The sequence below is a fragment of the Janthinobacterium sp. RA13 genome (assembly GCF_000745325.1).
GTDB classification, from domain to species: Bacteria; Pseudomonadota; Gammaproteobacteria; order Burkholderiales; family Burkholderiaceae_D; genus Janthinobacterium; species Janthinobacterium rivuli.
Window position 1 is genome coordinate 3,967,483 of record NZ_JQNP01000001.1, and the last position, 23,326, is coordinate 3,990,808.

Consider the following 23,326-nt stretch of genomic DNA (forward strand, 5'->3'; position numbering starts at 1 on the left):
TTATCCAGCCGATTGTGGCAGATTCAAGAATTGGGAAAGCATCTGATGGCATGATTTCGGTAGTCTACATTCCGTAGTTACAGGCATTCGGCTGCGGCACGTCGTTGATGAAGTTTTCCAGTGCCGTCCAGCAGTCAGCGAGCGGGCTGGCAGGCAGCGGCACGAACGTTGCCTCGTCGGCGCGATGGCCGCCGATCCACACCTGATTGCGACGAAATTCGCCTGGACTGCGCTGTATGCCCCTGCCCAACGTCATCAGCGCTTGATACACTTCCGTCAGCAATCGAAAACTGATGGGCTGCCCTTGCCGTATCCGTTCCCTGTGAGTCCACGTTGCATAGATTCGCTGAAGTTAACATGAATAGAGGCCTTACTTTAACTTAAGGTGAAAAGTGAAATAATGAAATCCTTATTTTATGTTGACGCTATCAAGCCGCCTTCGGCAGCAGCACTTCCCAAAGGTTTACAACACTTGTTCCGACTTGCCGCCCAACATCGCGTCAAGACGCCGACGATGCTGGCGGTGATATCCTGATTGGTCTTGCAGCGCCAGGTGGTTTTCAGCATGGCTTCGGTATAACTGTACTGATCGAGCAATAAGCGCCCTTCCTTCATACTGTGGCGGCAGCAGGACACTGCCCATCGTTTTCCTCGCCTCAATCCCCCACACCCCCCAAGAAACCAGTACACTAGTTCCTGAGCGCAACTATTTTGTGCGCGCGCCATACCGCCTGCCGTTGCCGGGAGGCGCCCCTGCCGCAAGGCGTGTTGTCTGCCTGGACAAATGCAATGTTCACTTCACGCAGCCTGTCTCCTGCCTTTTATTACCTGTTCTTTTCAGGAGAACGGGAGCAGCAGCAGCGCTTTTTCAAGGAACTGCATTTCATTTCGATAGCCATCCTGACGTTTGGCCTGGTCTGCTGGCTGGTCACGTTCAGCCTGACCTTGCCGCGCGCCTCGCTCGATCATGCGCAGGCGGCGCTGGGCGTGACGGGCATGGTGCTCGGGCTGGTGTTGACCAAGTATGCGAAGTCCTTGCAGGCCATCATCGTCAGCGGCACCATCAGCGTGCTGTTCATCGCTTTCAGTTTTCGCGTGCTGATGCTGGGCACGGACGATCCCGCTTTCTGGGTGTTGCCGCTGGGTGTGATGATCACCCTGACGACGGCGCCCATCTTCAGCGACATCGCGTATTACCTGGGGGTGTCGCTGTGCGTGTGGGCCATTCTGGGGCTGGGGCAGTTTCCCGTGCATGCGGGCCAGGCAGACCAGCATTGGCCCGTGCTGGCCGTCACCATCAGTGTGATCATCGGCCTGGCGCTGAATATCTATTTTCTCGTCTTGCGCATTCATAACTACCGTGCCCAGCGCGACCTGGCGACGATGGCTTACAAGGATGGCTTGACCGGGCTTAACAACCGCCGCATGTTTACGCAAGGCGCCCGCACCCTGCAGCGCACGGCGCGCACGCCCGCGTATTTCCTGATGATCGACATCGACGACTTCAAGCAAATCAACGACGTGTACGGCCATGACGTGGGCGACGAGGTACTGAAAAAGATCGCCGACGTGATATCTGAACTGTCGGGCGAGCACCTGTGCGGCCGGCTGGGTGGCGAGGAGTTTGCCGTCATTTACCTGGGCGAAAAAAACGCGGCCTGCGCCTTTGCCGCGCAACTGGTCGACAGCGTCGAGGCGGCTTTCGTGCCGGAACGCAAGGTGTCCGTCAGCATCGGCATGGCGGAGCTGATCAAGGAAGCGGACTTGTCGCACAGCTACCGGCGCGCCGATGAATCCTTGTACCAGGCCAAGAAAAGCGGCAAGAACCGCTACGTGCTCAACGCCGCCTAGGCATTGCCGCCGGGTTTGGCATCTAGCAGCGCCAGCAAAGCTTGTGGCGCCATCTTCCACGGATCGCGCTGCTCGGGGTCCACCTCGTCCCAGCTGTCCAGGGCGCCGATCTTGAGGATGGAAATGGTGATCTTGGCCATGACAACGGGACAGTGATTCAATAGCCAAGCTTGGCAGAAAGGGATTTATTCCTGAAATGCTAAGATCGCGGCCCGCGCATGCCGGCAACCGGTCCGGCATGGCGTCTCGACAAGGATGTCCATTGAACACCCCAGGAAAAATCACTCTGCGCATGCTGACGCTGTGCGCCGCCCTGTGCTTGCCGCTTTCCAGCATGGCACAAGCCGTTTCTGCCGAAGATGCCGCCTTCGTGGCCGCCACCGTGCCCGTGCCGTCGCCGCCGCTGCGCCTGAGTGCGCACCCGGAGATCCGCGCCGACGTCTTCAAGCTGCTCGGCTATGCGCGCGGCAGCTATACGCAAGGCAACACCCTGATCGCGCGCCAGGTGCTCGACAGCATGCATTCACTCGATGACATCACGCGCACCATGCTGCCTGACGGACGCTCGGTGCTGGCCTCCATCGATGCCGGCACGCACGGTGCATGGCGCGCCGCCATGCTGTTCGATCCGCAACGCAAGCTGTTGGCACTGGGCCTCGTCAACGGCCATTGCCAGGCCACTGGCGACGCCGCCCCCGCCTGCCTGCCGTCCACGCACGCCGTGCTGACCCTGTTCCTGCCGCCAGGCGCGGAGGACGAGACGGCCGCGCCGCTGCTGGTCTGGGCGCGACAAGTGCCGGCCATGCTGGCACAGGCTGCGCCGGAACAGCGGCAAAGCATTGCAGCAGTGGAATACATCACCACCCGCCCAAACCAGCCCGGCTGGGAGCCGCGCGACGTGCCGCCCGGCTTTCCCGCCAGCTTGCTGCACCTGCTGCTACCGAATGCGGAGTTGAACAGCAGTTCCAGCGGCGGCAAGATCGTCACACCGGCCGGCCTGGCCGGTTTGCCCATGCGCACGCCCACGGAAGCGGCCGAGGCGGGCGACGAGCCCATGCCCGATGCGGACATCACCCTGCGCAGCTATGCCGACTTCCACTGGGTGCTCAACACCTACGCCAAGCTGGCCAAGGGCGCACAAGTAAAGGGCCATGACGACAAGGTGGTGTTCACCGGCAGCGATACGAGCGGCCGCTATACGGTGACCTTGCGCGAGCCCAACAAGGACGATGGCGTCGTCATCACCGTGGCCAGCTGGCGGGAAAAATAAGCGCAAGAGCAGGGAAAGCATTGCCATTACGCACAAGAGCATGGCATTTTGGCATTTTGCGGTATGATTTCCGGCCGTGCGGCGCGGCCCTGTCCCTGCCTTGCCCACCCTGCCCTTCAAGCCAGTCACGCTTGCGTCGCCTCCTGCCCTAAGGAATTCATATGTTCGGTTTTAACTTGCGCGTTGCCAAGATGGTGTGGACGGCGTTCCTCATCGCCTTCCTGCTATTTCTCACCTACAAGGTCTCGTCGACCCTGATCGTGGTGGTCTTTGCGATTTTCTTCAGCTACCTCGTGTATCCACTGATCGGCCTGCTGGAACGCCATGGCCCGAAACGCTTGCCGCGCACGGCCGCCATCGGCATCGTCTTTCTCGTGGTGATCTTGCTGGTGGCGATACTGGGTTCCATCTTTGGCGCGCGCATCGAGGAAGAGGCGATCAAGCTCAGCGATCAGTTGCCGACCTTGCTCAAGGGGAATAATTTTGCCGAGCGCATCCCGTTGCCGGAATTCATGGAACCGTTGCGCGCGCGCCTGCTGTCGTTCATGCAGTCGCAGCTGAGCAGCGGTACGGGACAAGCCATGCCACTGGCGAAAGAACTGGGCTTGACCGTCATGCATGCGGCCAGCAACCTGATCTATCTGGTGCTGGTGCCCGTGCTGAGCTTTTTGCTGATCAAGGAAGGGCCGGACATGCGCGACGGCTTGCTGTCCCTGCTGAACCGCCCGAACAAGAAGCTCTGGGGCGCCATCATCGATGACCTCGACATCTTGCTGTCGCGCTATGTGCGCGCCCTGCTGCTGTTGTCGATCGCCACCTTTGTGTCCTACAGCATCGCCTTTTCCCTGATGGGCGTACCGTACAGCCTGCTGCTGGCCGGCGCGGCCGCCTTGCTGGAATTCATCCCGTTTGCCGGCCCGCTGGCAGCCGCCGTCATCGCCGTCGTCGTGGCCGGTTTCAGCGGCTTCGAGCACGTATTCTGGCTGATCGGCTTTATCGCCGCCTACCGTTTGTTCCAGGATTACGTGGTCAATCCGTACTTGATGAGCGAAGGCGTGGAAGTGAGCCCGCTGATGGTGATCGTCGGGCTGCTGGCCGGCGACCAGTTGGGGGGAGTGGTGGGCATCTTTCTGTCCGTGCCCGTGATGGCGGCCATCAAGATCGTCTTCGTGCGCGCGCGGGCGGCATTGCAGGCACGACACGATGCGCATGAGAAAGCGGAACAGGCAGCGGAAGAAGCGCGCGCCCAGGCCTTGGCCGAGGCGGCGCGCTTGCAGGAACAGGGCAGCAAGGCCACCCTGCCGGCGCAGTAACTTAAAACTCTTCCCACTCGCCGCTATTATCGGCCGCGGGTTTGGCGGGACGCGGCTTTGCGGCAGCGGCAGGTGCTGCGGCGGCGCGGGTTGGCGCCAGGCGCAGCGCCGGGCGTTTCAAGGCCGTGCTGGCGGCAGCCACGACAGGCTTGCGCAAGGCAGGCTTGGCGGCAGGGCCGCTATGGTTGGCGTCGAGTTTGAAGATGCTGACCATCTCGGCCAGTGCCGCCGCCTGCTCCTGCATGGATTCCGAGGCGGCTGCCGCTTCTTCCACCAGCGCCGCATTCTGTTGCGTCACGGTATCCATTTCCGCCACGGCTTGATTGATCTGGCCGATACCCAGTTCCTGTTCGCGGCCGGCGGCGCTGATTTCGCCCATGATGTCCGTCACGCGGCGGATGCTGGCCACGATCTCGTCCATCGTCGTGCCCGTCTGGCTGACCAGTTCGCTGCCGGCGCCCACGTTCTGCACCGACGCTTCGATCAGCATCTTGATGTCCTTGGCGGCGCTGGCCGAGCGGTGCGCCAGGTTGCGCACTTCCGTGGCGACGACGGCAAAGCCGCGGCCTTGCTCGCCGGCACGGGCCGCTTCCACGGCCGCGTTCAGGGCCAAAATATTCGTCTGGAAGGCGATGCCATCGATCACGCCGATGATGTCGGCGATCTTTTTCGACGATTCGCTGATGGTGCCCATGGTATCGACCACTTGCGCCACCAGTGCGCCACCTTTCACCGCCACGTCCGAGGCCGACACGGCCAGCTGGTTGGCCTGGCGCGCATTGTCGGAATTCTGCTTGACGGTCGAGGTCAGCTCTTCCAGCGAGGAGGCCGTTTCTTCCAGGCTCGACGCTTGCTGCTCCGTGCGGCTGGACAAGTCCAGATTGCCCGAGGCGATTTCATTGCTGGCCGTGGCGATGGCGCCGCTGCCGTCGCGCACGCCGCGCACGGTGGTCGACAGGCGTTCCTGCATTTTCAGCAAGCCCGTCAGCAAGGCGCCCATTTCGTCGTTGCGCGTGATGACGATGTCGTTGGCCAGGTTGCCGTCGGAAATGGCGCCGAAATGGCGCAGGGCCTGATCCAGCGGGTTAAAGATGGCGCGCAGCAGCAAAAAGCTGGAAATAATGGTCAGCAAGGCGCCGACGATCATGCCGCCGATGGCCATGGCCACCTGGCTGCGGTAGCTGGACTGGCTGGCCGCATACATCGCGGCGGCCGAAGTGGCCTGGTATTGCGTCAATGTTTCAGCGGCCTGGTCCAGGGTACGGTACAGCGGCGTCAGCCCCGTCATCATCAAACCGTCCGCTTGTGCAACGTTGCCTTCACGCAAAGCCTTGCTCATGACCAGCAAGCCGTTGCTCATGTAATCGCTGCGCTTCTTGTCCATGTCGTCGGACAGGCGCTTTTCGTCCGTGCTTTGCGGCAAGGCCAGGTACACCTTCCAGGACTTGTTGGACGCTTCCATGAATTGTTCCGCACGGGCCAGGATATCCTTGGCGTCGGCCGCATCGGGATGCACCATCACGCGGTCCATCGTGAACCGGGCGCGGCCCAGCAGAATCTGCGATTCGCCGATCGCTTGCGTCGATGCCAGCTGATTACTGTAGACCTCGTTGAGGCTGTTGTTGGCCGATTTCAGGCTGATGATACTCATGACGCCCAGCAAGGCGATCAGCAGGCCCAGCACACTCATGGTGGCAATCAGGCGCATTTTTATTGTTATATTCGACAGCATGCAGTTTCCTTGGTAAGGGCGCAACCATGCCTGCGTTCACCAAACGGGATAGCAGCAAGCGCCAGATGGGCGGGTCACGTGAATTGTTCAGGACAGGTCGATACGGCGTGTGCGGCGGCAGGGGGGAAGGCGGCCCGCGCATATCGTCAGGAGTGCAAGACAGATCAACAGGGTTGAGGTTTTCTGTACTTTTATTTCCTGACTGCAAGATACAGGGAAAGATTACTAGTAGCAACATCCAGCATGGATTTTCACGCTTTGTAACAAGCGGATGATGTTTTTTGCGCAGAACTGGCATTCCGCAATCGTGCGCGCTCGCGCCGGAATGCCATTTATGTTAGCCAATTAGTTAATACATGGTTTCTTCGATGAGCTGGCCATCGTCGCGGAAGTACTGGAAGCGGCCCGTTTTCTTGCCCATGGTATAGGCGCCGATCTGCTTCGGTTTTCCGTTCTGGAAATTTTCGATGTTGACGCCATGCAGCACGCCCTTGTGCCAGTTGCGGTGAAATTGCGGCACTTCGCCATCGGGATAAAACAGGGTTTCCGCCCCGTCGCGCTTGCCGCCGGCAAAGCTGCCCTGGTAACGCCGCTTGCCGTCCGGATAAAAACTCTCCATCGGGCCCTCAAGCTCGCCCAGGCGATAATGTTCGGCCAGTTCCAGCTGGCCGCTGGCCGCGTATTGCTCCAGCTTGCCGTCAGGCTTGCCGTCAACCATCGTCAACACTTGCCAGCCGCCATCGGGCGCCGCTTTCTTCCACGGCCCCTGTTTCACATCATTGACGTAGTTGCCGCCACCGCCAGGCTCCACCCACTGGCCCTGCTTCTTGCCATTGACATAGTTGCCCTGCCAGTGCACCACGCCTTCGACGCGGCGCTCACTGGGTCCATCCAGCCTGTCCTTGAGGTAGGTATCGAAGCCCTGGTAGTTACCCTTGCCCTCGTCGCGCCATTCCTCGACGCCCGGACTCACTTCCCAGCGGCCCGTGCGCTGGCCACGCTGCATCATGCCCGTCGTCGTTTCTTCGCCGCTTACATACGTCCATGCTCCTTCAGCCTTGTCGTCGACAAAGGCGCCAAATGAGCGGATGGTGAGCGGCTCTTCATAGTGCCACTGCCCCGTGCGCTTGCCCTGCGCATACAGGCCGCGGGCAAACACGCTGCCCCTGCAGCAATTCACGTCGTATTCGATAAATAGTCCATCCTGGCTGGCGGCAAAGCGCTGCGGCTGCGTTTCCCAGGTGATCCACTTGATGTGATAACTGGGCGCGCGGCCCCCTTCCCATCCCTTGCCCAGCAGATAGGTCACCGTGAGGAAATGGCCATCCTTTTCCCCGAAGGTTTTTTTATAGGCAAACGCGGGCGCATCGGCCGGCTTGCCGGGCAACAAGTCACCATCGATATTGAAATAGCCGACCAGGGTACCGTGGCCATGCTCGATGGCGTCGAACTCGGCCACGCCCGTCGGTGCGTAGGCGATGCTGTAGTCGATCAGCTGCAAGCGGGCCAGCGCAGCGCGCACCCGCGCCTCGTCCATGGTTTTCGCACCGCGCACGATGGCGTCCAGGGTCGGCTGCAAGGTGGTCACCTTGAACATCCTGCCGCCGCTGCGCTCGTAGCGGTAGGCATGCAAGCCGTACTGACCGCCGTTGCGGCTGAGCACGAACGTCGTTTCGCCCTCGCTGTCGAGGTCAAGCTGGAACACGGCCGCGATGCTGGCCTTGCCGTACTTGTCCAGGTTCATGCGTTTTTCACTGACCCCGTTGCACTGGCAGTAGTAGCCGTTGACTTCGCCACTTTCCCGCAGGAAGGCCAGCACCACGCCGCCGTCGCGGCGCTCGACGGCAGTGGCGTAGGCCATGGGCTGGCCTTCATAGAAACGTACCGCCGCCTGCGCTGGCGCCAAGTTACCCAGCGCCAGCAGCGCCGCCATCGTGCTCATCCAAAAAGTTTGCCGCATGCCCACTCCACTGCCTGAAAACCGCCATTATGCATGGCCGTTCAGGCAAGACCGCTCACGCCAGGACGCCGGCCAAACAGGGGCCGCTGCACCGTCTGCGCCAGCAGCACGCCCAGCAGCGAGATGCCGCCGCCGACCAGGTGGTACACATGCATGCTTTCGTGCAACCAGACGATGGCCAGCAGGGCCGTCAGCAGGGGCAGGAGGTTGACGTAGATGCTGCAGCGGTTCGGCCCCAGCAGTTTGACGCCTTCGATCCACAGGTAGGACAGCACGATGGACGAACCGATGCCCGCGTAGCCGATCAGCGGCAAGGTGGTGGCGTCCAGCCTGGCGCTGCCGGGCGGCAGCAGCAGGAAGAACGGCAGCATGCACGCCAGCGCCGCCAGGGCCTGGCAATAAATAGCTTGCCAAGCGGGAATGGACAGACGCCAGCGGCGCAGCAGCACGCCGTACAGGGCAAAGCTCAGGCAAGCGAGCAGCATCAGCGCGTCGCCCGCATGCACACCTTGATGCAGCAGCGCCAGCACGTCGCCACGTCCGACCAGGTACAGCAAGCCGCCAAACGACAGCACGCCGCCGGCCGCCATGCCGACCGTCAGGCGCTCGCCCAGCAGCAGCACGCTGAGCAGGGCCGTCATCAGGGGCGCCAGTGCCGTGACGATGGCCATATTCGTTGCCGTGGTGCTTTCCGCGGCGCGGTAGGACAAACTCTGGAACAGCGCCATCGACATCAGGCCGCACAGGGCCAGCTGCCACCACTGGCGGCGGATAGCGGCGCGGTTGCGCCACAGGGGGCGGGCGATAAACGGCGTCATCACCAGCAAGACCAGCACCAGGCGATAAAAAGTGATGGCCGTGGGGGCGATGCTGGACGCGGCCAGCTTCGAGACGACGACGTTGCCGGCCCACAGCAACATGGCCAGGAACGGATACAGATAAGCGCGCACAGGCATGCGTAACTCCATAAATCATTGCGGGGAACCATCATGCCGCAGGCACATTGTGCTTTCTCGCGCTAAGATGTCCATACCTGTCGCAAAACTGACCTTATTTGATGGATTGTTCCTCCCACGCCTTTCAGGAATTGCTGCCCGTTACGGCGCGTGCCATGGCGCTGGCCGTCGACTATGCGCACGGCCACGTGATTTCCGCGCACCGCCACACGCATGCGCAGTTGCTGTATGCCATCGAGGGCGTGATGACCATCGAGGCGCAGGGCGGGCGCTGGGTGGTGCCGCCCACGCGCGGCGTGTGGCTGCAGCCCGGCATCGCGCACAAGGTGCGCATGAGCGGCGCGGTGAAAATGCGCACGGTGTTCGTCAACTGCGCCAATTCTCCATTGCTGCCTAGCCACAGCTGCGTGCTCGACATCAGTCCGCTGCTGCGGCAATTGATCGTGGCGGCCGTCGACATCGCGCCCGATTTCACGGAAGGCAGCCGCGACTGGCATCTGCTGCAGCTGCTGTTGCACGAGCTCGACAGCCTGCCCGTGCTGCCCCTGTATCTGCCCTTACCTACCGATGCGCGCCTGCGCGGCATTTGCGCGCGGCTGATGGAACAACCGGGCGAACAGCAGACGGTGGCGCACTGGGCGCAGGAACTGGCGATCACCGAGCGTAGCCTGCACCGACTGTTCCAGAAACAGACGAGCATGCGCTTTGGCCAGTGGCGCCAGCAAGCCCGATTGCTGCGGGCGCTGGAACAATTGGCGCACGGCAGCAAGGTCATCGACGTGGCCATGGACAACGGCTACACGAGCCAAAGCGCGTTCACGGCCATGTTCAAAAAGCATTTCGGCACCACGCCGACCGCGTTTTACCAGGCTAAAGTCATCGCTGCATAAAAAAAATGCTGCTATGCATCAATAATCATGGGCGATAGCCGCCGCTCTTGTTATCATCGCAAGCCTTATCGCACCGCGCCCATCCTGGCAGCGGTGTTGACCTCATTCATACCACCATGACACAGAATTTCTTCCAGACATTTATCCTGCTCTTGCTCGTCACCGATCCGTTCGGCAACGTTTCCCTGTTCGTCAATGCCCTGAAACGGGTGCCCATCGAGCGGCGCTGGAAAGTCGTCGTGCGCGAGTGCCTGATCGCCTTCGGCATCTTGCTGCTGTTTATGTTCTTCGGCCGCCATTTCCTGAACGCCTTGCAATTGTCGGAAGTGGCCCTGCGCATCGGCGGCGGCGTGATTTTGTTCCTGATCGCCATGCGCATGGTGTTTCCACAGCCAAACGCGGGCAATAGCGACCACGAGATGGGCGGCGAGCCGTTCATCGTGCCGCTGGCCATCCCCGCGCTGGCTGGCCCGTCGGCGCTGGCCACCGTGCTGCTGTTTTCCTCGCATGAAATGAACGAAGTCATCGCCCACGTGGCGGGGCTGACGGCCGTGGCCGTCGTCTGGCTGGCCGTCTTCCTGTGCGCCGAACGCTTGCAGCGGGCCTTGGGTCCAAGGGTCATGACGGCGTTCGAGCGCCTGATGGGCTTGATCCTGACGGCGATGGCCATAGAAATGTTGCTGGCCGGCATACGCGCGTTCCTGAAATCCGTTTAATATTGTCATTCATCCACTGAGGGAGTCCAGCATGAGCCGTTGCGCCCACCTTTGCCTGATGGCCGATTACAACCAGTGGATGAATGCCAAGGTCTATGCGGCGGCGGCCAGCCTGCCGCCCGGCGAGCTGCAGCGCGAGCGGGGCGCCTTTTTTGGTTCCCTGCTGGCCACCCTGAACCACGTGATGGTGGGCGACACGCTGTGGCTGCAGCGCTATGCGAAACACCCGGCCGGCTTCCCCCTGCTCGACCCCATCCGCGCCATCACGCCGCCCGCCTCGCTCACGCACCCGCTGTTCACGGCCGAGGATTTTGCCGCCATGCACGCGCACCGGCAATGGCTGGATGAGCTCATCGTAGCCTGGGCCGCCTCCATCCGCGAAGAAGACCTGGACCACCTGCTCGATTACCGCAACAGCAAGGGGCCGAACCGGCGCGCGTTTTTCAGCCTGCTCATGCATTTCTTCAACCACCAGACGCACCACCGGGGCCAGGCCAGCACCCTGCTGTCGCAAGCGGGCGTGGATATCGGCGACACGGATTTACTGTTTCGCATCCCCAACCATATCGAAGACTGACGACGGCCGGTACAGCCACGCTTTCACGGCAATCGCCGCCAGCGCCAAGGCACCCAGCAGCGCGCCGCAGGCCAAGGCCCCCGGCATGCCGCAGGACTCGATGGCCATGCCTCCCGCCAATGCACCGACCGTCACACCCAGGTTGATGGCGGCGATGTACACGCCGATGGCGAACGCGGGCGCCTCGCGCGCTTCGCTGCTGAGCCACACTTGCGTGACGATCAGCCCGCTCGTGTGCGCCGCGCCCCAGAACAGCAGCAGCACCGCCATGGGCGCCCAGCCGATACCGCTGCCCGCATAGCGGTACAGCAGCCAGTACGCCAGTCCCAGCAGCACGGGTTGCAGCAGGACCGTGCGCAGCACCTGCGTGCCCAGCTGGCGCCCCGCGAACAGATTGCCGGCCACGCCACCGACACCAAACACCACCAGCGCCAGCCCCGTCTGTCGCGCCGACAAGCCCGCTTTCTGCTGCAGGTACGCGGCCGCATACGCATACACGGCAAACATGGCGGCAAACACGAGCATAGCGGCGGCAATAGTGAACCACAGGGCCGGTTTGCGCAGCACGGCCAGCTGGCGGCCATACGCCATCGGCGCTTCCTGCGGCGTGTCCGGCAAGAACACATATAAACCAAGCGCCGCCAGGGCATTGACGAGGGCGCAGGCAAGGAACGATGCCTCGTAGCCATACTGCGCGGCGATCCACGTGGTGAGCGGAATGCCCAGCACCATGCCCATGCTGGTGCCCGTAAATGCGTGCGCGCCGGCCCGCGCCGATTGCTGCGGCGGATACAGGGCGGCGGCCGCCACCATGGCCAGCGAGAAATACACGGAGTGGAACAGGGCTGGCACGACGCGCAGCGCCAGCAGCAGCCCGAAGCGCGGCGCATACGCCGAGGCCACGCTGGCCAGCGCGAACACCAGCAGGGAGACGATCAGCACGGGCTTGCGGCGCCAGCGCGTGGCCAGCAGCACGAGAAAGGGACCGCCCACGGCGATCACCAGGGCGAACAGGCTCACCAATGACCCCGCCTGCGCGGCCGTCACGCCGTAGCGCTGCATAATCATCGGCAAGATGCCGACCACGCCAAACTCGATGCAGTAGACGCCGAACAAGCCAAGCGCGAGGAAGACGATCGGGTGCGGGCGTGTCATGGCATTTCCTTTGCACCATATACTGCCTGGCACAGTTCCGCGACGAACAGCCCCGCCATGCCCTCCAATGCCGTATTCGTGAACGCCACCACGGACAATTCCTGCGCCGGGTCGACAAACCAGGAGTGGCCATACGTGCCGCCCATGCGCCAGCTGCCCGTGGATTCCGGCGTGGAGGCGGCAAGCGGGTCCGTCAAGATCGTAAAACCCAAGCCGAAGCCACGACCAGGCCAGAACGGCAAGTCGAAGCCGCCCGTCTGGTTTTCTCCCATCTGGCGCGCCAGCGCCGGCGGCAGCAACGGCGCGCCGCCCAGGCGCAGGGTTTCCAGCAGGCACATGAAGTCAGGCGCCGAGCCGACCATGCCGGCTCCGCCGGACGGGTAGGCGTGCGCATCGCGGGCACGCGCCGGTGACAGGGTAAAACCTGCCATGCCATCGAGAAACGGCAGATGGTCTTCGCCCTCGTCGCGCAAGCGGCGCGGCCGGGATTCTCCCGCTGCCCGGTCCGCATACGCGACGGCCAGGCGCGCCGGGTCGCTCGCCACAAAACCCGTGTCGCGCATGGCCAGTGGCACGGTCACCAGGTATTCCACGGCGTGCGCCAGCGGCATGCCGGCCGCCTGTTCGATGACGGCGCCCAGCACGTCGGTGGCAATCGAGTATGCCCAGCGCTCGCCGGGGGCATACGCGAGCGGCACCGTGGCCAGGCGGCGCAGGTTGTCCTCAAGGGAAATGCGGGATGCATCCATGCCGTCCGACACCCCGGCCTGCGCATACGCGCCGCCCGGCGGCTGGAAAAAGCCATAGTCGAGGCCGGCCGTGTGCGTGAGCAGATGCCGCACGGTCATCGCCGCCACGGCACCGTCCGGCTGGCGCGGCGAAAAATACGGCAGCCAGCGCGTCACCAGGTCGTCCAGGCCCAGGCGGCCCTGCCCCACCAGCGCCAGCGCGGCCGCCGAGACGATGGGTTTGCTCACGGACGCCAGGCGAAAGACGGCGTCCTCAACCATGGGCGTGCCCGCCTCGCGGTCCAGGTAGCCGGCCGCGCGGCGGTAAATTTCCTGGCCACGCTGGCGCACCAGCACCACGGCGCCCACCAGGCGCTGCTGGTGCAACACAACGTCCAGCAAGGGATCGATGCGGGCGGACAAAGCCGCAGGAGAGAAGTTGTACATCATGGCGTAGCCTTTCAAATGATCAGGCTGCCAAGGTAAGCCAGGCGCGATCAAAGAAAAACAGGCTATAGTTTCTGTCTGTGCGGACGTTGGCATCCGCAATCAAAGAGGAACCACATGGACAACCTGGCGGGATTCACGGCCTTCGTGCAGGCGGCCGAAACGCGCAGTTTCGTGGCGGCGGGCAGGGTGCTCGGCATTTCCGCCTCGGCCGTGGGCAAGAGCATCGCGCGGCTGGAAGAGCGCCTCGGCGTGCGCCTGTTTCAGCGCAGCACGCGCAGCATCGCGCTCACCAGCGAGGGCACGGTGTTCCTGGAACGCTGCCGGCGCATCCTGGGCGAGATCGAAGCGGCCGAGCTGGAGTTATCCAATAGCAAGAGCGCACCGCAAGGGCGGCTGCGCGTCAGCCTGCCGCAGGTGGGCAGCCTGCTCAATCCCGTGCTGGCCGCGTTCGCGCGCGCCTATCCGCTGGTGGAACTCGACCTCGACTTCAGCGACCGCCGGGTCGACGTGATCGAGGAAGGCTACGACGCCGTCGTGCGCGCGGGCGAGAGCGCCGACAGCCGTTTGATGAGCCGCCAGCTGGGCCAGTTCCAGCTGCAACTGGTGGCCGCACCCGCCTATCTGGCGCAACATGGCACGCCGCGGCTTCCCGCCGACCTGGCGCAGCACACTTGTCTGCTGTACAAATTTCCCAGTAGCGGCAAGGTCGAGGCCTGGCCCTTGCCCGAGTGGCCTGCCCTGCAGGCGGCCGGCTTGCCGGCCCTGCTCAACTGCAACAATGTCGACACCTTGCTGCACTTTGCCGAAAGCGGCCTGGGCATCGCCGCCCTGCCCGACTTCGCCGTGCGCGCCGCGCTGGCCGCAGGCCGCTTGCAGCCGGTGCTGGACGCGCACCGCCAGCACGATGGCACCTTCCGCATCCTGTGGCCCAGCAGCCGCCACCTGACGCCGAAACTGCGCGCCTTCATCGATTTCCTGGCCACCCACGTGTTTCCGAAAAACTAAGCCCGCATCCAGCGCCGCGCTCGTTGTTTCCACACGACAACTTAGTTAAGTTGCTACCAGTTTTTCAGCTTTTCGCGGACTTGATACAAGTTTTTGTATTGCAGTGCGGAATTTTGAGGAACAATTACAGACTGGCCGTGGCTACGTATAAACCCGTAGCCGTGGCCTGTCGCCGTTTTCCCTCACTTCCGCAACACGAAAGCAATCATGTCACTCACACAATTCAAAATCGGCACCCGGCTCGGGATCGGGTTTGCTGTCGTCCTCGGTCTGCTGGTCGCCGTCTTGCTCGTCGGCCTGTATTCCATGGGGCAACTGAGCTCGCGCACGCACGACATCGTGGCCGACAAGAACGTCAAGATGGCGGCCGCCAATACCATGAGCGACAACGTGCGCAATATTACCCTGGCGATCACGAGCATTGTGGTGGCGCCGACGGAAGCGCTGGTGCAGGCGGAACTGGCGAAAATTGGCGAAGCGCGCAAGAAATACGGCGCAGCCAAGGAAACCTTGCAAAAGAAAATCTCGACGGACAAGGAAACGGCGCTGATGGCCGAACTCGATGCCGCCCTGAAATCGGGCGCGCCGCTGAACAACAAGGTCATCGAGCTGCGCAATGCGGGGCAGACGGAAGAGGCGATCGCCTTTCTGACGCAGCAGGCGGCACCGAGCCTGAAGATCGTGCTGGGCGCGCTTGACAGCCTGGTCGCGTATGAAGCGCAGCAGGCGGCGCAGGCCGCAACGGACGCCGAAACGCTGAGCGCCAGCGCGCGCGCCTCCATGATTGCCCTGGGCAGCGTGGCCGTGCTGCTGGGCGCTTTTGTTGCCTGGATCATCACGCGCTCGATCACCCAGCCCATCAATGCGGCCGTCAGCGTGGCCGAAACCGTGGCTTCGGGCGACTTGTCGTCGCACATCGTCGTCAATTCCAGCGATGAAACGGGCCGCCTGCTGGGCGCCCTGAAAGCCATGAACACCAGCCTCTTGGGCGTGGTGGCGCAAGTGCGCCACGGCACGGAGGCGATCTCCACGGCATCGAGCGAAATTGCCGCTGGCAACCTCGACCTGTCGTCCCGCACGGAAGAGCAAGCCAGCTCGCTGGAAGAAACGGCCTCTGCCATGGAAGAGCTGACCTCGACCGTGAAGCAGAACGCGGACAATGCGCGCCAGGCCAACCAACTGGCGAAAAGCGCGTCGGAAGTGGCCGTGCGCGGCGGCAGCATCGTCTCGCAAGTGGTCGACACCATGGGCACCATCAACGCCTCGTCGCGCAAGATCGTCGACATCATCGGCGTCATTGACGGCATCGCCTTCCAGACGAATATCCTGGCCTTGAACGCGGCCGTGGAAGCAGCGCGCGCCGGCGAGCAGGGACGCGGCTTTGCCGTCGTGGCCAGCGAGGTGCGCAATCTGGCCCAACGCTCGGCTGGCGCAGCGAAGGAAATCAAGGAATTGATCGCGGCCTCCGTCGCCAACGTGGACACGGGTTCGCGCCTCGTCAACGAAGCGGGCCAGACCATGGGCGACATCGTCGACAGCATCGTGCGCGTGACCGACATCATGGGCGAAATCACCTCCGCCACGCACGAGCAGACCATCGGCATCGAGCAGATCAACATGGCCATTGCCCAGATGGATGAAGTCACGCAGCAAAACGCGGCGCTGGTGGAAGAAGCGGCGGCCGCTTCGCAAAGCATGCAGGAACAGGCGGGCGAACTGGCGCACGTGGTGGGCTTCTTTAAAACCGGCAACCATGTCGCCAGCGCAGCCAAGCTGACGCCAGTGCGCACAACACCAGCAGCGCCCGCCATCGCCCGCCCCGCAGCCAAACCCGCACCCGCACGCAAGGCCGTCACGGCCGCGCCGGCGCGCCGCAGCAATGCCAGCGCCGAGAGCGAATGGGAAGAGTTTTAACGAATAGCAACACCCTCCCCGCAAGAAAGCCAGGCAGGAAGTTGCTGCCTGGCTTTTTTTCGTCCGCAATCACCACTTTTTTTGCGGCAAAGCCCGCGCAATAGGCGAAAGTGCAAAACGTGCACCGCGCATACGCTTTACAATCCTCGCTCGCTTTACAAAATATTGGTCATCATGAATCAGGCAGAACAGCAGCGCCTCCTGGCTATCCTGGAGTATTGGCACAAGATCGAATTCTTTATCCCGTTTGACCTGAATCAAATCACGGACGTTGAAGACCAGTCCACCGTGCGTCTCCTGCACCGCGAACAGCTGGCGCAATTGCCGCTGCAGTTCGCCACGCAATGGCAAGTGCCGTCCGACCGCGAGATCGACGGCTACTCATTGTTCCTCGGCGTGTTCGACAAGGCCGAAATCAACAAGGCTTGCCCGCCGGCCAACGGCCCGGAAAACATGGCCGAAACAGAAAAAACAGAACTGCTGGGACGCTCGTGCTTTGCCCGCCTGAACCTCAATGCGCTGGGCGAGCCGCAGTTCGATCCCGTCTCCGTGTCAACCTTGCCGTGGGCGCTGGGCCGCGCCCGTACGCCGGACTGGTCCGGCCTGAGCCTGGACGCCTTCAGCGACAGCCAGCTGGCGCTGCAAGACAGCCTGCGCAACTTCGCGGCCAGCCGCACGCCACAGCAGGTGACGGACGAGGCCGGCAATGTCTCGTCGCCCCTGTCCGGCATGGAAATCGCGGCCCTGGCCGATCTGCTGCGCGACTGGGCCGGCTTCCATCCGTCGGCCGGCCAACCGCTGGCCGTGCTGCAAGTGCGCACACGCAAGAAACGCGCTGCGGTGACGGAAGCCGATACGCTGGAGTCCAGCCAGAACCGTACGCTGGATTTTGGCGACGCGGTGGAAGCAAGCGTCGACATTCTCAACAGTTTTTACCTCGATGACCTGGAACAGATCATCCGCGCCTTACGTGGCGGCAAGCTTCCCGCGACGGTCGCCGCCTACCTGACGCCGCTGGCGCAGGATGAGCGCATCGATCTGTACAGCCCGGCCGGACGCCAGGCGCTGGCCGCCATGCTCAATCCGGCCAACATGAACCGGGGCCACTGGCTGGAAGACGCCAGCTACGCCATGAGCCTGATGCAGCAGTTCGCCATCCATGGCGCGCGCACGGGCTTGAGCGAACGGGGCATCTTTTCCGTCAACGGTCCGCCGGGCACGGGCAAGACGACCTTGCTGCGCGAATTGTTCGCCGACAACATCGTGCGCCGCGCCAGCGTGCTGTCCTGCCTGGACCGCGCCGGCGACGCCTTCATCGGCAAGGTGGCCGTGGCCTTCGAAGGCGTGCGCGACCCGATCACCATCGCCCGCTTGCGCCCGGAACTGACGGGCTTTGAAATGGTCGTCGCCTCGTCGAACAATGCAGCGGTAGAAAACATTTCCGGCGACCTGCCAAAACCCAAGCAGCTGGGCAAGGAATGGGCGCGCACGCGCTATTTTGAAAGCGTGGCGCGCCGGGTCGTGGCCGACGGCAATGGCGCCAACCGCGCCCTGAACGAGCAGGAAGCGCCGTGGGGACTGATGTCTTGTGCGCTGGGCAATAGCGCCAACCGCCGCCGCTTCGTCAGCAATTTTTATGACGACGACTGGGACAAAACCACGGCGCGCAAGACGCCGAACACGCAGAATATCCGCCAGTGGCTGGCCAACTACCAGGGCGTGAGCTTCGCCCAGGCGGCGCGCGAGTTTCGCGAGACGGAACATGTGGTGGAAAAGGCCCTGGCCGAGCACGCCCAATACGCGGCCCTGTGGCAAGCCGTGGGTACCTGCACGGAAGCAGATTTCATCGAGGCCAGCCAGCAAGCGCTGATCGCCGCTGAGCAAGAGATGGATGCGGCGAATGGCGCCCTGACCGACGCGCTGGCGCAGCAGGATACCTTGCTCGCCAGCAAGAAGGAATTGCTGGAAGAGGAACGCTTGGTGGCGCTGACGCAACCCGGTTTCTTTGCCCGGCTGTTCCGCACGGCACCTGCGCGTGCTTACAAGGAGGCCGTCGTCGCCAATGCCGAAGCGCAACGCCAGGCCGCGCGCGACGTGTCCGCCATCAAGCTGCTGCTCAAAGGCGAGCTGGAGCCGCGCTGCGAGCGCGCCCGCAACAGCCTGCACATCGCCCTGCGCACGGCGCAATCGCGCCAGCGCGAATGGGATGACAGCACGGAACTGCTGCGCCGCGCGCGCATGCGTTTCCCCACCATCATCGCGCCAGCGACCCTGAACGAGCTGGACGGCGACGCCCTGCAAATTGGCGGCCTGTGGCATGAACCGGCCTTGGCGCGCCTGCGCTCGCGCCTGTTCGCCAAGGCCCTGGCCCTGCATGAAGCGTGGCTGGCGGAAGTGGCAAAGAAGGGTGGTCCCGGCTTTGGCGGCAACTTGCTGGCCGTGTCGAAATTACTGAAAAACAAGCGCGCCTACGACCAGTCGCACATCGCCATGGTCTGGCACAGCCTGTTCATGGTGGTGCCCGTCGTGTCGACCACGTTTGCCTCGTTCGCGCGCCAGTTCCAGGGCATGGGTCCTGAATCGCTGGGCTGGCTGTTCATCGATGAGGCGGGCCAGGCCGTGCCACAGGCGGCGCTGGGCAGCCTGTGGCGCGCCAAGCGCGCCGTCGTCGTCGGCGACCCGCTGCAGATCGAACCTGTGTTCACGGTGCCGGGCCGTCTCGTGCAAACGTTATCCGCCCTGTCGCCGCACACGCAGGATGGCAGTTATGCGCCGACAAGCGTTTCCGTGCAGACGCTGGCGGACAAGGCCAACCGCTATGGCGCGCAGGTCGGCGCCGGCAGCGCACAGCCGCTGTGGATAGGCAGCCCCTTGCGCGTGCACCGCCGCTGCGTGGAACCGATGTTTTCGCTGGCCAACAGCATCGCCTACGAAGACAAGATGGTCTACGGGCTGGCTGACCGCACGCCGCCGGCCGGCGCGCGGGGTCTCACGCGTGGCCCCAGCCGCTGGATCGACGCCGTCGGCGCCGTCAGCTACAAGCAGGTCGTGCCCGTGCAGCTCGATTTCGTGCTGGAAGTGCTGCTGAAACTGTATCGCCGCGATGGCAAGCTGCCCGACATGTATGTGATTACGCCGTTCAAGGCCGTGCGCAATGAATTGCGTTCGCGCATCGTCGACATGGACTGGGACCGCCGCCTCGGCTACGGCAAGGCGCCCACGGCGCGCGAATTGCGCCAGTGGAGCAGCCAGATGGTGGGCACCGTGCACACCTTCCAGGGCAAGGAGCAAAGCGTGGTGATGCTGGTCCTTGGCGCCGACGACAGCACGGTGGGCGCCGCGCAATGGGCTGCCGCCACGTCCAACCTGCTCAACGTGGCCCTGACGCGCGCGCAGCACTATGTGTACGTCGTCGGCAACCCCTTGCTGTGGGGACAGTTGCCGCACTTTGCGCCAGCGTGCGCGCAGTTGCCGCATACGGGGATGCATGAGTTTTTGGTGGAGATGGGTTGACGGCCCCATGACCATGCTTTACGGCGTAGGTCGGATTAGGTGGGGCCGCCGAGGTCCGCAGGACCGTAATCCGACAATATGGTTGGCGCGTGATGTCGGATTACGCGCTTGCGCGCTAATCCGACCTACGGTCCTCGAGCGGAAACACTAAAGTGAACGTCGTGGCGGCCGCATCCGACGCCACGCTCGCGCTGCCGCCATGCAACTGCATGATGGCCGTGACGATGGCCAGGCCCAGGCCGGTAGAGGCGGCCGAATCGCTACGGGCCGGGTCGGCGCGATAGAAACGCTCGAACAGGTGCGGCAAGTGGCGCGCGGGGATGGCGGGGCCGAGGTTACTCACGCTCAGTTCCACGCCCTCGTTCGTCGCGTGCGAACGCAGCAAAATCGTGCTGCCTGGCGCCGCGTGGCGAATGGCGTTCGACAGTAAATTACCCAGCGCGCGGCGCAGCAGTTGCGGCTCGGCCGTCACATTGCCGCTGCCGTGGCAAGCCAGCGCCAGCTCGCGCTCCTCGGCCAGGCCTTCAAAGAAATCGGCCAGACGCAAAAACTCGTCCTGTACAGGCAAGACTTGCTTGACGAGCACCATTTCATCCTGCTGCGCGCGCGCCAGAAACAGCATGCTGTCGATCATGCGCGACAGCCGTTCCAGCTCCTCCACATTCGATGACACCAGCTGTTCATACTCGTGCGCGCTGCGCGGGCGGGCCAGCATCACCTGGCTTTGGCCCAGCAGATTGGTGACGGGCGTGCGGAATTCATGCGCCAGATCGGCGGAAAACTGCGACAGCCGTGCATAGCCTTCCTGCAGCCGCGCCAGCATGGCATTCAAGGCCTGGATCAGGGGCAGCAGTTCCGTGGGCGCGCCGCGCGCATCGAGCTGCTGCTCCAGCTTGCCCGGCCGCACGAGGGCCGCATGGGCCGCGATATTGCGCAGTGGCCGCAATCCCCGCAGCAGCATCAAGCTCGCCAGCAGTGCCGCCACCAGCGCGCTGACGGCCACCGAGACGACAATCTGCCAGCGGTAGGCGGCAAACATGGCCGTGCGGTCGCCGTAGACCCGGGCGACGGAAATGTCGGCCATCTGTGCCGGCTCGCCAATGCGCGCGCTGGCAGCCACCACCCTGGCAGGATAACCGTCGCGGCTGGTCCAGCTGACGATGGCGCCGTCGGTGACGGGCGCATCGACGGCGACAGGAACAGCATGCGCCACCGTCTCGCCGTTCGGATTGACATCGATCAAACGCGTGCCATCGGCGCGCACGATGCGCACCAGGGAGTTCTCTTGTCCGCTCATGGTGTCGCGGAAATACTGGGGCCGCTCGCGGATGATGTCGAGAGTGCCCGCATTACCGAGCAATTGCTGGATCTGCCGCAGTTTACCCAGCAACAAAATATCGTCGCGGCGCTCGATTTCCGCCACAAACGAGCGGTACAAATGCATGCCCAGCCCGGCCGACACGAGGGCCACGATCAGCACGAAGACGAGCGTGACGCGCAGGGTCAGCGAGTGGCGAAGTTGCGCCAGTTTCATGCGGGCGCGCCGTTATCAGCCACCGTGGGCGCGCGCAATTCGCAGACATAGCCCATGCCCCGCAAGGTGTGGATCAGCTTGGGTTCGAATGGGTCGTCGAGCTTGCTGCGCAGGCGGCGGATGGCCGCGTCGATGACGTTGGTGTCGCTCTCGAAATTGATGTCCCACACTTGCGAGGCGATGATGGAACGCGACAGCACTTCGCCCTGGCGCCGCGCCAATAAATGCAGCAAGCCGAATTCCTTCGCCGTCAGGGTGATGCGCTGGCCTTGCCGGCTGACCTTGCGTTTCATCACGTCGATTTCCATGTCGCCGATGCGGATGACGTCGTCTTCGCGCGGCGGCCCGCGCCGCAGCAGGGTACGGATGCGCGCCACCAGTTCGGCAAACGCGAACGGCTTCACCAGGTAATCGTCGGCGCCCAGCTCCAGCCCCTTCACGCGGTCCTGCACCTCGTCGCGCGCCGTGAGGAAAATCACGGGCACGTCCGCGCCGCCTTCCTGCAGCCGCAGCGCGCGCAAGACTTGCCAGCCATCCATGATGGGCAGCATGACGTCGAGCACGATGAGATCGGGGGACTCCGTACTTGCCATGTGCAGGCCGTCACGGCCATTGCGCGCCAGGCTCACCGTAAAGCCGGACTCGGCCAGGCCGCGCAGCAGATAGTCGCCCGTCTTCGGTTCGTCTTCGATTACCAGGATGCGCATGGCCACTTTCTAAAAGAATATAAAACCATTTTACGCCGCGCGCAGACGGCCGCGGATGATAAAAATGTCATGCGGCGATCATCTTCTCGTAGGGTAACACTGGCCATACTGGCGTCACTTTACTCAACGGACAGCCACATGAAAACCCTGTTACTCGGCAGTACCCTGCTGTGCCTGCTGGCCGGTCCAGCCCACGCCCAGCTGCGCAAGGTCGATGACCTTTCTCTGACGGCGGCCAACAAGCTGGCCAACGCGGCCATGGCCGCTTGCCAGGCGCAAGGACGGCATATCGTCGTTACCGTACTGGACCGTGGCGGCAATATTGTCGCTGTGCAGCGCGCCGATGGCGTCGGACCGCACAACACGGATGCCAGCCGGCGCAAGGCCTACACGGCCCTGTCGACGAAAAACGATACCCAGGCGCTGGCCGTGGCCGCGCGCGACAACCCCGACATGGCCAATTTGACGACACTGCCGGAACTGTTGCTGCTGGGCGGCGGCCTGCCCTTGCGAACCAAGGGCGAAGTAGTGGGCGCCATCGGCGTGGCCGGTGGCGGCGGCGCCCTGCAAGACCGTGCCTGCGCCCATGCCGCCCTGGCCGCCATTCCTGAACTCGATTCCCCCACCCTTTGAAAGACGCAACGATGACCTATCTGAAAAAAATCACCGCCGCCCTGGCCTTCGCCAGCCTGTCCGGCATGGCCCTGGCCGCCGCCAATCCCTTGAGCGTGCACATCCTCGACTTGCAGAGCGGACAGCCGACGGCGGGCGTGACGGTGACCCTGGAGCAAAAGCAGGGCGACGGTTGGCAACAACTGGGCAGCGCCGTGACGAATGCGCAGGGGCGCATCGCGGCCATGTATCCGGTGGATGCGCCCATGCAGGCGGGCGACTACCGCATCGTGTTCAAGACAGGCGAGCACTATGCCCGCCTGAAGCAGGAAACTTTTTTCCCGGAAATCCCCGTGCAATTCCACGTGGAAAAGACCGAGCAGCACTATCACATCCCGCTGCTGCTCAGCCCTTTCGGCTTTTCCACGTATCGGGGAAATTAA

Annotated in this window: 20 protein-coding genes; 11 read left to right on the plus strand and 9 right to left on the minus strand. The window is 63.2% G+C overall.

Features of this window, described 5'->3' with window-relative positions; translation table 11 throughout:
- Window positions 1-64: 64 nt before the first annotated feature.
- On the minus strand, window positions 65-283 hold the full coding sequence (locus FG13_RS17570; RefSeq protein WP_035822944.1) for a hypothetical protein: 219 nt from the start codon (window positions 281-283) through the stop codon (window positions 65-67).
- 506 nt (window positions 284-789) lie between these two features.
- Between FG13_RS17570 and FG13_RS17575 the strand changes: the two genes are divergently transcribed.
- Window positions 790-1,851 (plus strand): GGDEF domain-containing protein, encoded by a 1,062-nt coding sequence (locus FG13_RS17575; protein WP_051959183.1) that lies wholly within the window; start codon window positions 790-792, stop codon window positions 1,849-1,851.
- On the opposite strand, the gene FG13_RS30485 is transcribed toward FG13_RS17575, so the two are convergent.
- On the minus strand, window positions 1,848-1,991 hold the full coding sequence (locus FG13_RS30485; protein ID WP_161784189.1) for a hypothetical protein: 144 nt from the start codon (window positions 1,989-1,991) through the stop codon (window positions 1,848-1,850). The two genes, FG13_RS17575 and FG13_RS30485, sit on opposite strands and share 4 nt — an antisense overlap.
- A 122-nt stretch (window positions 1,992-2,113) precedes the next feature.
- On the opposite strand from FG13_RS30485, the gene FG13_RS17580 reads away from it, so the two are divergent.
- Both FG13_RS17580 and FG13_RS17585 read left to right on the plus strand, forming a co-directional pair.
- Window positions 2,114-3,121: a hypothetical protein gene (locus FG13_RS17580; RefSeq protein ID WP_152598797.1), complete on the plus strand. Its 1,008-nt coding sequence runs from the start codon at window positions 2,114-2,116 to the stop codon at window positions 3,119-3,121.
- Between the two features lie 161 nt (window positions 3,122-3,282).
- Window positions 3,283-4,434 carry an AI-2E family transporter gene (locus FG13_RS17585; protein ID WP_035822949.1) on the plus strand — a complete coding sequence of 384 codons (1,152 nt, stop codon included), beginning with the start codon at window positions 3,283-3,285 and terminating at the stop codon, window positions 4,432-4,434.
- A gap of 1 nt (window position 4,435) precedes the next feature.
- On the opposite strand, the gene FG13_RS17590 is transcribed toward FG13_RS17585, so the two are convergent.
- From FG13_RS17590 to FG13_RS17600, 3 genes are all read right to left on the minus strand, one after another.
- Complete coding sequence (locus tag FG13_RS17590) at window positions 4,436-6,166, minus strand: methyl-accepting chemotaxis protein (RefSeq protein WP_035822952.1); 1,731 nt, start codon at window positions 6,164-6,166, stop codon at window positions 4,436-4,438.
- A gap of 349 nt (window positions 6,167-6,515) precedes the next feature.
- Window positions 6,516-8,126 carry a toxin-antitoxin system YwqK family antitoxin gene (locus FG13_RS17595; protein WP_152598798.1) on the minus strand — a complete coding sequence of 537 codons (1,611 nt, stop codon included), beginning with the start codon at window positions 8,124-8,126 and terminating at the stop codon, window positions 6,516-6,518.
- A 41-nt stretch (window positions 8,127-8,167) separates the two neighbouring features.
- Window positions 8,168-9,082 (minus strand): DMT family transporter, encoded by a 915-nt coding sequence (locus FG13_RS17600; protein WP_035822956.1) that lies wholly within the window; start codon window positions 9,080-9,082, stop codon window positions 8,168-8,170.
- 101 nt (window positions 9,083-9,183) lie between these two features.
- On the opposite strand from FG13_RS17600, the gene FG13_RS17605 reads away from it, so the two are divergent.
- From FG13_RS17605 to FG13_RS17615, 3 genes are all read left to right on the plus strand, one after another.
- Window positions 9,184-9,972 carry an AraC family transcriptional regulator gene (locus FG13_RS17605; RefSeq protein ID WP_081922626.1) on the plus strand — a complete coding sequence of 263 codons (789 nt, stop codon included), beginning with the start codon at window positions 9,184-9,186 and terminating at the stop codon, window positions 9,970-9,972.
- 116 nt (window positions 9,973-10,088) lie between these two features.
- Window positions 10,089-10,688, plus strand: coding sequence for a MarC family protein (locus FG13_RS17610; RefSeq protein WP_034781292.1), 600 nt, complete (start codon window positions 10,089-10,091; stop codon window positions 10,686-10,688).
- Window positions 10,689-10,719: 31 nt separating this feature from the next.
- On the plus strand, window positions 10,720-11,265 hold the full coding sequence (locus FG13_RS17615) for a DinB family protein (RefSeq protein WP_035822958.1): 546 nt from the start codon (window positions 10,720-10,722) through the stop codon (window positions 11,263-11,265).
- Here FG13_RS17615 and FG13_RS17620 read toward each other — a convergent pair.
- Window positions 11,230-12,420: an MFS transporter gene (locus FG13_RS17620; protein ID WP_051959184.1), complete on the minus strand. Its 1,191-nt coding sequence runs from the start codon at window positions 12,418-12,420 to the stop codon at window positions 11,230-11,232. The two genes, FG13_RS17615 and FG13_RS17620, sit on opposite strands and share 36 nt — an antisense overlap.
- The gene (locus tag FG13_RS17625; protein ID WP_200880292.1) at window positions 12,417-13,598 is read right to left on the minus strand and encodes a serine hydrolase domain-containing protein; all 1,182 of its coding nucleotides are present in this window, start codon (window positions 13,596-13,598) and stop codon (window positions 12,417-12,419) included. The genes FG13_RS17620 and FG13_RS17625 overlap by 4 nt, the downstream gene beginning before the upstream one ends.
- A 114-nt stretch (window positions 13,599-13,712) precedes the next feature.
- Between FG13_RS17625 and FG13_RS17630 the strand changes: the two genes are divergently transcribed.
- The 3 genes from FG13_RS17630 (at window position 13,713) to FG13_RS17640 (ending at window position 20,030) form a co-directional block, all read left to right on the plus strand.
- Window positions 13,713-14,603 carry a LysR family transcriptional regulator gene (locus FG13_RS17630; RefSeq protein WP_035822960.1) on the plus strand — a complete coding sequence of 297 codons (891 nt, stop codon included), beginning with the start codon at window positions 13,713-13,715 and terminating at the stop codon, window positions 14,601-14,603.
- 207 nt (window positions 14,604-14,810) lie between these two features.
- Complete coding sequence (locus FG13_RS17635; RefSeq protein ID WP_035822962.1) at window positions 14,811-16,517, plus strand: methyl-accepting chemotaxis protein; 1,707 nt, start codon at window positions 14,811-14,813, stop codon at window positions 16,515-16,517.
- A 174-nt stretch (window positions 16,518-16,691) separates the two neighbouring features.
- Entirely contained in the window at window positions 16,692-20,030 is a 3,339-nt protein-coding gene (locus FG13_RS17640; RefSeq protein ID WP_035828413.1) for a DEAD/DEAH box helicase, read from the plus strand.
- 115 nt (window positions 20,031-20,145) lie between these two features.
- Here the strand turns inward: FG13_RS17640 and FG13_RS17645 are convergent, their stop codons facing one another.
- The gene (locus FG13_RS17645) at window positions 20,146-21,564 is read right to left on the minus strand and encodes a heavy metal sensor histidine kinase (RefSeq protein ID WP_035822964.1); all 1,419 of its coding nucleotides are present in this window, start codon (window positions 21,562-21,564) and stop codon (window positions 20,146-20,148) included.
- Entirely contained in the window at window positions 21,561-22,271 is a 711-nt protein-coding gene (locus tag FG13_RS17650) for a heavy metal response regulator transcription factor (protein WP_035822967.1), read from the minus strand. The genes FG13_RS17645 and FG13_RS17650 overlap by 4 nt, the downstream gene beginning before the upstream one ends.
- A 138-nt stretch (window positions 22,272-22,409) precedes the next feature.
- On the opposite strand from FG13_RS17650, the gene FG13_RS17655 reads away from it, so the two are divergent.
- The gene (locus FG13_RS17655) at window positions 22,410-22,904 is read left to right on the plus strand and encodes a GlcG/HbpS family heme-binding protein (RefSeq protein WP_035822969.1); all 495 of its coding nucleotides are present in this window, start codon (window positions 22,410-22,412) and stop codon (window positions 22,902-22,904) included.
- 11 nt (window positions 22,905-22,915) lie between these two features.
- Window positions 22,916-23,326 carry a hydroxyisourate hydrolase gene (gene uraH / locus FG13_RS17660; protein ID WP_035822971.1) on the plus strand — a complete coding sequence of 137 codons (411 nt, stop codon included), beginning with the start codon at window positions 22,916-22,918 and terminating at the stop codon, window positions 23,324-23,326.